Here is a 13,327-nt window from a genome sequence, read left to right as displayed (position 1 = left end):
GATCACTCTGATTGCCCAGCCACCGGGCGTAGGTATTGCGAGGAATGAAGCGCGGCATGGCGCCCGTCTTCGAGGCCCAACCGGCGCAGCAAAGGCTTGGCCGTGGGTTGCAGGGCCAACCGCTCTTCCCGTCCATTGCGCCACAACGTCACATGGCTGGCCTCGACCCGGCGCAGCACGCTGCCACCGGACAAGCGCTCACCCACCTGGTAAACACGTGGGCCGGCGGCATCCGCCAGCAACGCCCGGGACAATCCCTGACCGGCGACAAAACTGGCTTGCAAGGTAATGGGTTCGGCGCTCGGCGCCTGGCCACCGTCAGGCGCCAGGCCGAGCACAGTCGCCACTGCCTGGACGTTGGGCGCGTCGTGAACCGACGCCATCGGTGACTCGGCAACCACCGGCACCTCGCGGCCCAATGCCTGGCGAAAACGCCATTCATGTCCGGCCAGGACTATCCCGTAGAGCAGCGGCACGAGCAGCAGCACCCGTCGCCTGAAGTAATGGGTCGGCATCATTGCGTCCTCATCTGAAGGCCCGAGGCAACCCGTGCGGATCGCCTGGGGCCGTGCCTGTAGGACTTAGAGCTTGTCCCAGGCGAGTTGCCAGGACGCACCGACACCCGGCTCGAAACCGTTCGCCGTCGAGCTGTACTGTTTGCAGTAGCCGGACGCGGGGAACGGCTTGCATTCAAAAACTTCGTCAGTCTTGGGCTGCAGCACTTTCGTGCCGGCGGTGTAGTCGCTGATGCCTTCAGGGAACACAAAGTCGTATTCGATGCCTGCGCCTTCGCCGGTCAAGGTGACCGACTGGGTGTCCTGGCGTGTGGTGCGCCCGTCTTCGGTGGTCCCCACCAGCGTCAGGGTGTGGGCGCCTGGGGCGCTGCGCACGTCCAGGCTCAGGCCGGTACTGCCTTCGCCCACCTGGCTCACGATACCCACCTGTTTGTTCTTCTCATCGAACAACGTGGCTTCGAGGTTCATCCTGCGGTTTGTCTGCGCAGTGAACGCCATGCTGACCCGGCCGTTGTCGAGTACATACTCTGGCTGCAGAGCAGAAATCTTCATGCTGGCGCCAGCGTCTTCCTGCATTTCCAGTTGCACTTCATAGCGGCGCACACCGCTTTCTGTCTGGGCATATAGGCTGTTGTTGCCCCTGATCGGGGTGATGTTGCCGTCTTCGTCACGAACGCCGGCACGAATCAGGGAGTGGGCGTTATTGATCGCTTCGGCCAGTTTGAACGACCAGTTTTCAGCCTGGCCTTCGTCTGCGTTGTCGATGCTGATTTCTACGCTGTATTGGGTATTTTCACCGGCGGTGGAAAATGCCCGGGCCTTGACCTTGTCACCCACCCGCAACGGGGTCGATGGCGCGATGCTGCCCACCGGCGACCAACCGCCCGGCAACGCGGCTTCGGCGATGATGTTTACATCCACCGGGTCGTAGAACGCGTTTGCAGTGTCGTCCACCGTCCAGACCGCCAGGATGACGTGATGACCCGACTTGCTGTCAGGAATGACGCAGTTTTGCTTGGCGCCTCCGACTGGAACTTGATGACCGCCGTCCACCGTACAGAATGGCGCGCTATCGAACGAGGCACGCTTGAGTGCTTCGTTCGGGTTCCAACCGTCGCGGGTAATGAAGTATTCGTATTGGGTCGCTGGGTGCGCTGCGGTGTATTGCCATTGGAAAGTAATGTTGCGGTCGCTGATTTCAGTCAGGTGCCAACGCGTGGCCGATTGGGCATCGAGGGCGGAAAACAGTGCGTTGCCGCCGCTGGCGATCTTGCCGTCGATGGGACCTTGCAGCGGGGCACCACCCGCTCCGTTTGGGAAACCCTTGAAGGTTTCACCGGTACTTTGCGGCTCGTATTGCGCTTGGCCGCAATTTTTGTTTTCGCCTTTCTGGCACAGCAATGCGCGCGAAGGGGGTACCTCAAGGTAGCCGTGGGCCCATACACTTTGGGACGCCGCCATGGCCGACAACAGAACTAATGAGGAAGCACACCCCGTTATTAGATTGCACGTGTTGAAGTTGTTCTTCATATAAATTCCAGACTAATCATAAAAAATGAAAGACGTATCACCGTCCTCTTGAAAGGTGCGCCAGACCGCTCAGCGCATGCCTTTGCAAGTGCCCGAAACCTTATAGAAAGCTGGCCATTTTATGTGTAGGACAAATCCCTCAACATAGAAGGAATGATCTCTTAATCGATTTCCCCTACACAACTTGGTAAGCAACTTAGGAAGAGAATTCGCCGCTAAAAAAAGACGAACAAACAGAAACAAACACGCCAGATATACAACCGGCCGGGCTCAGGACGGAGGGTTAAACACGCGGACAATAAAAAGCCTGTCCGGCACAGGTCCGGACAGGCTGAGTGACAGGGGGCCGCAATCAGACGTGATATTGCGCCGACAACTCATGCACCGCCCGCAGGAAAGCACCGGCGTGTTCCGGGTCGACTTCCGGGGTGATGCCATGGCCGAGGTTGAACACGTGGCCGCTGCCACTGCCGTAGCTGGCCAGGATGCGTCCGACTTCGGCGCGGATGGCTTCAGGCTTGGCGTAGAGCACGGTAGGGTCCATGTTGCCTTGCAGGGCGACCTTGTGGCCGACACGCTCGCGGGCGTCGCCAATGTCGCAGGTCCAGTCCAGGCCCAGGGCGTCGGCACCGGCCTCGGCGATGCTTTCCAGCCACAGGCCGCCGTTCTTGGTGAACAGGATCACCGGGACTTTGCGACCTTCATGCTCGCGAATCAGGCCACTGACGATCTTGCGCATGTAGGCCAGGGAGAATTCCTGGTACGCCGCCGCCGACAGGTTGCCGCCCCAGGTATCGAAGATCTGCACCGCTTGCGCACCGGCCAGGATCTGGCCGTTGAGGTAGGACGTGACCGACTGGGCCAGCTTGTCCAGCAACAGGTGCATGGCTTGTGGGTTGTCGTAGAGCATCGCCTTGGTCTTGCGGAAGTCCTTAGACGAGCCGCCTTCGACCATGTAGGTCGCGAGGGTCCATGGGCTGCCGGAGAAACCGATCAGCGGCACGCGGCCGTTGAGTTCACGGCGAATGGTGCTGACCGCATCCATGACGTAGCCCAGGTCCTTCTGCGGATCGGGAATCGGCAGGGCCTCGATGTCGGCCAAGGTGCTGATGACTTTCTTGAAGCGTGGGCCTTCGCCGGTCTCGAAGTACAGGCCTTGGCCCATGGCGTCGGGAATGGTGAGGATGTCGGAGAACAGGATCGCCGCGTCCAGCTGCGGATAACGATCCAGCGGCTGCATCGTGACTTCGCAGGCGAACTGGGGATTCATGCACAGGCTCATGAAGTCACCGGCCTTGGCGCGGCTGGCGCGGTACTCCGGCAGATAGCGACCGGCCTGGCGCATCATCCACACGGGAGTGACGTCTACGGGTTGCTTGAGCAGGGCGCGAAGGAAACGGTCGTTCTTCAGGGCAGTCATGTCGGCATCCGGAAAAAAAGTGCGGGCATTTTCTCAGAGCGCGACGCAAAAGGCACGGCAAGAGCCGTGCCTTTTATCTATCGGGGCAATTTGTCGCGGTGCCACATCATTTTTGACTGGTCGTAACTGATCGTTCCCCACGCTCTGCGTGGGAATGCAGCCCGGGACGCTCTGCGTCCCCTTGGAACGCGGAGCGTCCCTAGAGGCATTCCCACGCAGAGCGTGGGGAACGATCGACGGCGGTCAGACTTGCAGGTAATCCAGGATCCCTTCAGCCGCATTGCGGCCTTCGAAGATCGCCGTCACCACCAGGTCGGAACCCCGGACCATGTCGCCACCGGCGAAGATCTTCGGGTTGCTGGTCTGGTGCTTGTACTGGCCCTGCTCCGGCGCCACGACGCGGCCCTGGCTGTCGGTCTGGATGCTGAACTGCTCGAACCACGGGGCCGGGCTCGGGCGGAAGCCGAAGGCGATGACCACGGCGTCGGCCGGGATGATCTCTTCGGAACCGGGGATCGGCTCGGGGCTGCGACGGCCGCGGGCGTCCGGTTCGCCGAGACGGGTCTCGACCACTTTCACGCCCTCGACCTTGTCTTCACCGACAATGGCGATCGGCTGGCGGTTGTAGAGGAACTTCACGCCTTCTTCCTTGGCGTTCTTCACCTCTTTGCGCGAGCCGGGCATGTTCGCTTCGTCGCGACGATAAGCGCAGGTCACCGACTTGGCGCCCTGGCGAATCGACGTGCGGTTACAGTCCATCGCCGTGTCACCACCGCCGAGCACCACGACCTTCTTGCCTTTCATGTCGACGAAATCTTCCGGCGACTTTTCAAAGCCCAGGTTGCGATTGACGTTGGCGATCAGGAAGTCCAGCGCGTCGTAGACGCCCGGCAGGTCCTCACCGGCAAAGCCGCCCTTCATGTAGGTGTAGGTGCCCATGCCCATGAAGACTGCATCGTACTCTTCGAGCAGTTGTTCCATGGTCACGTCCTTGCCCACCTCGGTGTTCAGGCGGAACTCGATGCCCATGCCGGTGAAGACTTCGCGACGATTGCTCAGCACGGTCTTTTCCAGCTTGAACTCGGGGATGCCGAAGGTGAGCAAACCGCCGATTTCCGGGTTCTTGTCGAACACCACCGGGGTCACGCCACCGCGCACCAGCACGTCGGCACAGCCCAGGCCCGCCGGGCCCGCGCCGATGATTGCCACGCGCTTGCCAGTCGGCTTGACCTTGGACATGTCCGGGCGCCAGCCCATGGCGAACGCGGTGTCGGTAATGTATTTCTCCACCGAACCGATGGTCACCGCGCCGAAGCCGTCGTTAAGGGTGCACGCCCCCTCGCAGAGACGATCCTGCGGGCACACCCGGCCGCAGACTTCCGGCAGGGTGTTGGTCTGGTGGGACAGCTCGGCGGCCTGGAGGATGTTGCCCTCGGCCACCAGCTTCAGCCAGTTGGGAATGAAGTTGTGCACCGGGCACTTCCATTCGCAGTACGGGTTACCGCAACCCAGGCAGCGGTGAGCCTGGTCGGCCGACTGCTGGGGTTTGAAAGGCTCGTAGATTTCCACGAACTCTTTCTTGCGTTGACGCAACAGTTTCTTCTTCGGATCCTTGCGCCCGACATCGATGAACTGGAAGTCGTTATTCAGACGTTCAGCCATTGTTAAAACCTCATCAAACTCTTCAGGCGCATATCACTGCGGGTTGGCACGAGTGCTGGAAAGCAACGATTTCAGGTTGGCAGCCTTGGGCTTGACCAGCCAGAAACGACGCAAGTAGTCATCGAGGTTCTCGGCGAGTTCACGACCCCACTCGCTGTCGGTTTCCGCGACGTACTCGTTCAGCACGTTTTGCAGGTGGCTGCGATAGGCCTCCATTGCCTCGCCGCTGATCCGCTGGATTTCCACCAGTTCGTGGTTGACCCGGTCAACGAAGGTGTTGTCCTGGTCGAGCACGTAGGCGAAACCACCGGTCATGCCAGAGCCGAAGTTATAACCGGTCTTGCCCAGCACGCAGACAAAACCACCGGTCATGTACTCGCAGCAGTGATCGCCGGTGCCTTCCACCACGGTGTGGGCGCCGGAGTTACGCACGGCAAAACGCTCGCCCGCGGTGCCGGCGGCGAACAGCTTGCCTCCCGTGGCGCCGTAGAGGCAGGTGTTACCGATGATTGCACTGTCCTGGGTCTTGTAGACGCTGCCCTTGGGCGGAACGATGACCAGCTTGCCGCCGGTCATGCCCTTGCCCACGTAGTCGTTGGCATCGCCTTCCAGGTACATGTTCAGGCCACCGGCGTTCCAGACGCCGAAGCTCTGGCCTGCGGTGCCCTTGAAGCGGAAGGTCACCGGCGCCTTGGCCATGCCCTGGTTGCCGTGCTTGCGCGCGATTTCGCCGGAGATCCGCGCGCCGATGGAGCGGTCGCAGTTGCAGATATCCAGTTCGAACTCGGCACCGCTCAGGTCGTTGATCGCCGCAGCGGCCATGTCGACCATCTTCTCGGCCAGCTCACCCTTGTCGAACGGCGGGTTGCGGTCGACCTGGCAGAACTGTGGCTTGTCCGCCGGGATGAGATCGCTGCCCAGCAACGGGGTCAGGTCCAGGTGCTGCTGCTTGGCGGTCTGGCCTTCGATCACGTCCAGCAGATCGGTACGGCCGATCAGCTCTTCAAGGGAGCGCACGCCCAGCTTCGCCAGCCACTCACGGGTCTCTTCGGCCACGTAGGTGAAGAAATTCACCACCATGTCGACGGTGCCGATGTAGTGGTCCTTGCGCAGCTTGTCGTTCTGGGTCGCCACGCCGGTGGCGCAGTTGTTCAGGTGGCAGATGCGCAGGTACTTGCAGCCCAGGGCGATCATCGGCGCGGTGCCGAAGCCGAAGCTCTCGGCGCCGAGGATGGCGGCCTTGATCACGTCCAGGCCGGTTTTCAGGCCGCCGTCGGTCTGTACCCGGACCTTGCCACGCAAATCGTTGCCGCGCAGGGTCTGGTGGGTTTCGGCCAGGCCCAGTTCCCACGGCGCACCGGCGTACTTGATCGAGGTCAGCGGCGAGGCACCGGTGCCGCCGTCGTAGCCGGAGATGGTGATCAGGTCGGCATAGGCCTTGGCCACGCCTGCGGCAATGGTGCCGACGCCGGCTTCCGCCACCAGTTTCACCGAGACCAGCGCCTTGGGGTTCACCTGCTTGAGGTCGAAGATCAGTTGCGACAAGTCTTCGATCGAGTAGATGTCGTGGTGCGGCGGTGGCGAGATCAAGGTCACGCCAGGGACCGCATAACGCAGCTTGGCAATCAGGCCGTTGACCTTGCCGCCGGGCAGCTGGCCGCCTTCGCCGGGCTTGGCACCCTGGGCGACCTTGATTTGCAGCACTTCAGCGTTGACCAGGTACTCCGGCGTCACACCGAAGCGGCCGGTGGCCACCTGCTTGATTTTCGAACTCTTGATGGTGCCGTAGCGCGCCGGGTCTTCGCCGCCTTCGCCGGAGTTGGAACGCGCACCGAGGCGGTTCATGGCTTCGGCCAGGGCTTCGTGGGCTTCCGGGGACAAGGCACCCAGGGAAATGCCGGCCGAATCGAAGCGCTTGAGCACCGATTCCAATGGCTCAACTTCACTGATGTCCAGCGGCGTCTCGAGGGTCTTGACCTTGAGCAGGTCGCGAATCATCGACACCGGACGGTTGTCCACCAGCGAGGTGTATTCCTTGAACTTGCTGTAGTCGCCCTGCTGCACGGCGGCTTGCAAGGTGTTGACCACGTCCGGGTTGTAGGCGTGGTATTCGCCACCGTGGACGAACTTCAGCAAACCGCCCTGCTGGATCGGCTTGCGCGGGCTCCAGGCTTCGGCAGCCAGGGCTTTCTGTTCGGCTTCGATGTCGACGAAACGCGCACCCTTGATGCGACTCGGCACGCCACGGAAGCTCAGCTCGCAGACCTCTTCGGACAGGCCGATGGCTTCGAACAGTTGCGCGCCACGGTACGAGGCGATGGTCGAGATGCCCATCTTCGACAGGATCTTGAGCAGGCCCTTGGTGATGCCCTTGCGGTAGTTCTTGAACACCTCGTAGAGGTCGCCCAGCACTTCACCGGTGCGGATCAGGTCGCCCAGCACTTCGTAGGCCAGGAACGGATACACCGCCGAGGCACCGAAACCGATCAGCACCGCGAAGTGATGCGGATCGCGGGCGGTGGCGGTTTCCACCAGGATGTTGGAATCGCAGCGCAGGCCTTTTTCGGTCAGGCGATGGTGCACCGCACCGGTGGCCAGCGAGGCGTGGATCGGCAGCTTGCCCGGGGCGATGTGGCGGTCGCTGAGAACGATCTGGGTACGCCCGGCGCGTGCGGCTTCTTCAGCCTGGTCGGCGACGTTGCGGATCGCCGCTTCCAGGCCGACGCTTTCGTCGTAGTTCAGGTCGATGACCTGGCGCGCGAAACCCGGACGGTCGAGGTTGGTCAGCGAGCGCCACTTGGCCGGGGAAATCACTGGCGAGCTGAGGATCACCCGTGAGGCGTGCTCCGGCGACTCCTGGAAAATGTTGCGCTCGGCACCGAGGCAGATTTCCAGGGACATCACGATCGCTTCGCGCAGCGGGTCGATCGGCGGGTTGGTCACCTGGGCGAACTGCTGGCGGAAATAATCGTACGGCGTACGCACGCGCTGGGACAGCACGGCCATCGGCGTGTCGTCACCCATGGAGCCGACCGCTTCGTAGCCCTGCTCGCCCAACGGACGCAGCACCTGGTCACGCTCTTCGAACGTCACCTGGTACATCTTCATGTATTGCTTGAGCTGGTCGACGTCGTAGAAAGCCGAGCCATGATCGTTGTCTTCCATGGTCGCCTGGATGCGCAGGGCATTCTTGCGCAGCCATTGCTTGTATGGATGACGGGACTTGAGGCGGTTGTCGATGGCGTCGGTGTCGAGGATCTGGCCGGTCTCGGTGTCCACGGCAAAGATCTGGCCCGGACCTACGCGGCCCTTGGCGATGACGTCTTCGGGCTGGTAGTTCCAGACGCCGATTTCCGACGCCAGGGTGATGAACCCGTTGGTGGTGGTAACCCAGCGCGCCGGACGCAGGCCGTTACGGTCCAGCAGGCAGACGGCGTAGCGACCGTCGGTCATGACGATACCGGCCGGGCCGTCCCACGGCTCCATGTGCATGGAGTTGTATTCGTAGAAGGCGCGCAGGTCCGGGTCCATGGTCTCGACGTTCTGCCAGGCAGGCGGAACGAGCATGCGCACACCACGGAACAGGTCGATGCCACCGGTCACCATCAGCTCGAGCATGTTGTCCATGCTCGAGGAGTCCGAACCCACGCGGTTGACCAGCGGGCCGAGCTCTTCGAGGTCCGGCATCAGGTCATTGGCGAACTTGGTGCGACGGGCCACAGCCCAGTTGCGGTTGCCGGTGATGGTGTTGATCTCGCCGTTGTGAGCGAGGAAGCGGAATGGCTGGGCCAGCGGCCATTTCGGCAGGGTGTTGGTGGAGAAGCGCTGGTGGAACACGCAGATCGCGGTTTTCAGGCGCTCGTCGCTCAGGTCCGGATAGAAGGCGGTGAGGTCCGCCGGCATCATCAGGCCTTTATAAATGATGGTCTTGTGGGAAAAGCTGCAGATGTAGTGGTCGGTGTCGGCGGCGTTGGCCACGGACGAGCGACGACGGGAGCTGAACAGCTTGATCGACATGTCCTGGTCGCTCAGGCCTTCGCCTGCGATGAACACCTGCTCGATCTGCGGCAGGCGCTCGAGCGCCAGACGGCCGAGAACACTGGTGTCGATCGGCACTTTGCGCCAGCCGACCAGTTGCAGGCCGGCGGCCAGGATCTCGCGATTCATGTTCTCGCGAGCCGCTTCAGCCTTCACCGGGTCCTGGTTGAAGAACACCATGCCCACGGCGTATTGCTTGGGCAGGGTCACGCCAAACGTTTCCTGGGCGACGGCACGCAGGAACTCGTCGGGTTTTTGAATCAGCAAGCCACAACCGTCGCCGGTCTTGCCGTCGGCGTTGATCCCACCGCGGTGGGTCATGCAGGTCAGGGCCTCAATGGCCGTTTGCAAAAGGGTATGGCTGGGCTCGCCCTGCATATGGGCTATCAGGCCGAAACCGCAGTTATCCTTGAATTCATCTGGTTGGTACAGACCTGCTTTCATAGACACTTTCTCACCAGGCTGCCTCTTATCGAGGCAAATTTCTTTTCAATTCAACCAGTTGCGTGCCGCGCCGAACGTACGCCAGCTTTGCGGGGGCAAAAGGGAGGTCATTGTACACACCGACACAGGGGCTCACAAATTTGACGACGAACTGTCGCAAATCCATGTCGCATTTGTGAAAGGTTTAAAGCTATATGCTGTGCTAGTCAAAACTTTTTTGGGTTCGACCGCTACGACTCAAACACTACTGTGACGCAGACACCACAAGGCGCGCGGCCTGAAAGGTCGCTCGCCCTTGCGGAAATTTTTGAGGTTGCCGGGAGAGGCGGCCTGGGTAAGGCCGCCGAATCTTCAGCGAGTTGCTGCCAGTTCCTGTTGGACGCTGGCGACAGTGCGAGGCCAAGGTTTACCAGCCTGAACCTTCGCTGGCAAGGCCTTGATGGCAGAAACGGCTGCATCACGGTTGGCAAAACTGCCGTAGGTAATGACATACAGCGGCTTGCCGTTGAGCACTTTCTTGAAATAACGGTACTCGCCGCCCTGTTCCTTGACGAAGTTCTGCGCCGCGGTTTCGGAACTGGTGCCAAGGATCTGCACCACGTAGTTGCCCGGTGCCTGGCCGGCGTACCAGCTACCGCCGGCGGCCTTGGCCGGGGCTGCAGCAGGCTTGGCCGCTGGTGCAGGTGCTGGCGCCGTTGGCTTGGCCGCAGGCGCTGGAGCTGGCTTGGCAGTGGCCACCTGGGTAGGCGCCGGAGTCGGCTTGGCAGCCGGGGCCGGAGCAGGCGTTGGCGTCGGACCCGCCGGCACGCCCGCAGGCGGGGCGGTGGTGGTCACGGTCGGCGGCGTGTCGCTGGTGTCGTCCATCGGTGGCGGCGCACCGTCGTCGCCCTCGGTGATCCCACCTGCGGCTTCGGCCAGAGGTCCGCGCATGACCGGCTGCGACTGCCCGACCAACGGCAGCGGCATCGGCTGGGTATTGCCGGCAAATTCCACCGCTGGGGCGCCACCATTAGGTTGCGGCGTGCCCTGACCGAGAGGCAGCTGTGCCTGTTCGTTGGCAGGTGCGCCGGTGGTTGGTGCCTTGTTGCGGCCCGGCATCAGCCAGGCGGCAGCCACCGCGACCACGACCACGGCGGAAATCGCCAATACGTGTTTTTTCGGCATGTTGAACCCCATACTTGGACGCTTCACCGCTGAGCGGCTGGCGATCATGATTTCAATCAGAGCATCTCGGGCCACCTGGTTGATGTTGCCTGGCCAGCCGTCAGAGCTTTCGTGAATCTCAGAGATCTGATCCGCGGTGAAAAGTTCGATACCCCGGCCCGCGCCCTCAAGACGCTGGGCCAGGTATTCACGTGTCTCTTCCTCGGTGTAGGGCGCCAGCTCGATAACGTGGAAGCGCTCTTCTTCGAGGCTCAACTGGTCCAGTTTGGCGATCAGCGACGATTCGCCGAACAGGAACACGTGGGGGCGCCCCTCCGGTGCACCGGCTGCCAGGGCCAGCAGGGCTTCGAGGGCCGATTCGTCGAGTTGCTCGGCGTCGTCCACCAGCAGGTAGACCTCCTGCCCGGTCAGCGCCAGTTGCACGATCTGATCGAGAATTGCACCGACTTCAGCCTGGGCGACGTTCAGCGCCTGGGCCGCCTGCCGCAATACACCGGCGGCATCACCGGCGCCACGGGCTGACACCACCACGCTTTGCACGGACTGCTTGTTGGTGCTGGCCACCAGCGCCTGGCGCAGCAAGGTCTTGCCGCTGCCCTGTGGACCGGTGACCACCAGGAGCAACTGGCTGTAGCGCGCCAGGTGATGCAGCTGGCCCAGCACCGGCTTGCGCTGGGCAGGAAAGAATTTGAAGCCCGGGACCCTTGGCGCAAAAGGGTCATGACTCAATTGGAAATGGCCGAGGAAAGCCTCGTCGGCATGCAAACTAGTCATCGGAATCTTATTAACCTTTAAGCTGAGCCAGGGCGCGGTAGTCCGCTCCCAGCGTGGCCTGTAGAACTTCTTTCGGATAATCGTCGGTCACCACTGCTTCGCCCATGTGGCGCAGCAGCACCAGGCGTAGACGACCGTCGATCACTTTTTTGTCGATTGCCATGTGTTCAAGAAAGTCCGCCTCGCTCATTTCCTCGGGCGGCACCACCGGCAGCCCGGCGCGCTGGAACAGGCGAATACCGCGATCACGCTCCTGTTCGCTGATCCAGCCCAGGCGCGCGGACATCTCCAAGGCCATGACCGTACCGGCCGCAACCGCTTCACCGTGCAGCCAGACACCATAGCCCATGTGGGTTTCGATGGCATGGCCGAAGGTATGGCCCAGGTTGAGTGTGGCCCGCACCCCGGACTCACGCTCATCGGCACCGACCACGGCCGCCTTGGCGGCGCAGGAGCGCTCGATGGCGTAGGTCAGCGCCGTCTGGTCCAGCGCACGCAGGCGGTCGACGTTCTCTTCGAGCCAACCCAGGAACGGTTCGTCGCAGATCAGCCCGTACTTGATGACTTCCGCCAGCCCCGCAGACAGTTCGCGGGCCGGCAAGGTGTTGAGGGTGGCGGTGTCGATCAGCACCACGTTAGGCTGATAGAACGCACCGACCATGTTCTTGCCCAATGGATGGTTGATCCCGGTCTTGCCGCCCACCGACGAGTCGACCTGCGACAGCAGCGTGGTGGGGATCTGGATGAAGTCGACGCCACGCTGGTAGCAAGCCGCTGCAAAACCGGCCATGTCACCGATCACGCCACCACCCAGGGCAACCACCGTGGTGCGGCGATCGTGCCGTGCGGTCAGCAGGCCGTCGAAAATAAGCTGCAGGGTTTCCCAGTTCTTGAAGGCTTCGCCGTCGGGCAATACCACGGAAATGACCGAGAAGGCCGACAGGCTGCGGGTCAGACGTTCCAAATACAAAGGCGCGACGGTTTCATTGGAGATGATCGCCACTTGCCGCCCGGCGATATGCGGCGCCAGCAGCTCAGGCTGGTCCAGCAAGCCTTCGCCAATATGAATCGGGTAGCTGCGCTCGCCCAGGTCGACCTTAAGTGTCTGCATGTGTCCCCACAATGAAGATGGAATCAGGCATCCCGCCTGCAATTAACGAAAGTCCACGGTGCTCGTTCTGGCGCCAGGTGATAGCCATCCGCCACGCCCCAGGCGGAGCAAAACGGGACGTCGAGGATAGCGCATTTCGCCAGGCGCATTAACGGGGTGGCAATTGCTGCAGGCGATCGAGAATGTCCAGCACCACCATCCGCGGCGGCCGCTCGTCGGTTTCCACCACCAGGTCGGCGATCTCCCGATACAGCGGGTCACGCAGCGCCAGCAGGTCCCGCAGGGTCTTGGCCGGGTCGGCGGTGCGCAACAGCGGCCGGTTGCGATCCCGGGCAGTGCGGCCGACCTGCTGCTCGACAGAGGCGTGCAGATAGACCACTCGTCCGCCGGCGTGCAGCGCCCGACGATTGGCTTCGCGCATCACCGCACCGCCACCGGTAGCCAGCACCACGCCCTCGAACGCGCACAGCTCGGCGATCATCGCCTGCTCACGGTCACGAAAGCCCGGCTCGCCTTCCTTATCGAAGATCCATGGGATATTGGCACCCGTGCGCAATTCAATTTCCTTGTCGGAATCTTTGAACGGCAGGCGCAGCTCTTTGGCCAGCAAACGGCCGATGGTGCTTTTTCCAGCGCCCATCGGCCCAACAAGAATCAAATTTCGCACAG

The 13,327-nt window shown here is 62.0% G+C and carries 8 protein-coding genes; all 8 read right to left on the bottom strand.

Annotated features, from left to right (window positions below; all coding sequences use genetic code 11):
- Positions 1-2: 2 nt before the first annotated feature.
- Positions 3-518, bottom strand: coding sequence for a type II secretion system protein N (locus AD659_RS01445; protein ID WP_053117679.1), 516 nt, complete (start codon positions 516-518; stop codon positions 3-5).
- 63 nt (positions 519-581) lie between these two features.
- A complete protein-coding gene (gene gbpA / locus AD659_RS01440) occupies positions 582-2,045 on the bottom strand; it encodes an N-acetylglucosamine-binding protein GbpA (protein ID WP_053117677.1) in 1,464 nt (487 codons plus the stop codon).
- Between the two features lie 352 nt (positions 2,046-2,397).
- The gene (gene hemE / locus AD659_RS01435; protein ID WP_053117675.1) at positions 2,398-3,465 is read right to left on the bottom strand and encodes a uroporphyrinogen decarboxylase; all 1,068 of its coding nucleotides are present in this window, start codon (positions 3,463-3,465) and stop codon (positions 2,398-2,400) included.
- Between the two features lie 243 nt (positions 3,466-3,708).
- On the bottom strand, positions 3,709-5,127 hold the full coding sequence (locus AD659_RS01430) for an FAD-dependent oxidoreductase (RefSeq protein WP_003196992.1): 1,419 nt from the start codon (positions 5,125-5,127) through the stop codon (positions 3,709-3,711).
- Between the two features lie 33 nt (positions 5,128-5,160).
- Positions 5,161-9,609 carry a glutamate synthase large subunit gene (gene gltB / locus AD659_RS01425; RefSeq protein WP_053117673.1) on the bottom strand — a complete coding sequence of 1,483 codons (4,449 nt, stop codon included), beginning with the start codon at positions 9,607-9,609 and terminating at the stop codon, positions 5,161-5,163.
- Positions 9,610-9,960: 351 nt separating this feature from the next.
- Positions 9,961-11,547, bottom strand: a complete 1,587-nt coding sequence (locus tag AD659_RS01420) for an AAA family ATPase (protein ID WP_053117671.1) — start codon at positions 11,545-11,547, stop codon at positions 9,961-9,963.
- Between the two features lie 10 nt (positions 11,548-11,557).
- A complete protein-coding gene (aroB, locus tag AD659_RS01415) occupies positions 11,558-12,658 on the bottom strand; it encodes a 3-dehydroquinate synthase (RefSeq protein WP_053117667.1) in 1,101 nt (366 codons plus the stop codon).
- 148 nt (positions 12,659-12,806) lie between these two features.
- On the bottom strand, positions 12,807-13,325 hold the full coding sequence (gene aroK, locus AD659_RS01410) for a shikimate kinase AroK (RefSeq protein WP_053117665.1): 519 nt from the start codon (positions 13,323-13,325) through the stop codon (positions 12,807-12,809).
- Positions 13,326-13,327 lie beyond the last annotated feature (2 nt).

The organism is Pseudomonas thivervalensis (genome assembly GCF_001269655.1).
Lineage (GTDB): Bacteria > Pseudomonadota > Gammaproteobacteria > Pseudomonadales > Pseudomonadaceae > Aquipseudomonas > Aquipseudomonas thivervalensis.
Note: the sequence above shows the minus strand (reverse complement) of the source record. Positions and strands in the feature narration are given on the sequence as shown.

What these genes read in the sequence shown, in the direction of transcription:
- AD659_RS01445 (WP_053117679.1), bottom strand. Translation starts at nt 518, where the DNA reads ATGATGCCGACCCATTACTTCAGGCGACGGGTGCTGCTGCTCGTGCCG.
- gbpA (WP_053117677.1), bottom strand. Translation starts at nt 2,045, where the DNA reads ATGAAGAACAACTTCAACACGTGCAATCTAATAACGGGGTGTGCTTCC.
- hemE (WP_053117675.1), bottom strand. Translation starts at nt 3,465, where the DNA reads ATGACTGCCCTGAAGAACGACCGTTTCCTTCGCGCCCTGCTCAAGCAA.
- AD659_RS01430 (WP_003196992.1), bottom strand. Translation starts at nt 5,127, where the DNA reads ATGGCTGAACGTCTGAATAACGACTTCCAGTTCATCGATGTCGGGCGC.
- gltB (WP_053117673.1), bottom strand. Translation starts at nt 9,609, where the DNA reads ATGAAAGCAGGTCTGTACCAACCAGATGAATTCAAGGATAACTGCGGT.
- AD659_RS01420 (WP_053117671.1), bottom strand. Translation starts at nt 11,547, where the DNA reads ATGACTAGTTTGCATGCCGACGAGGCTTTCCTCGGCCATTTCCAATTG.
- aroB (WP_053117667.1), bottom strand. Translation starts at nt 12,658, where the DNA reads ATGCAGACACTTAAGGTCGACCTGGGCGAGCGCAGCTACCCGATTCAT.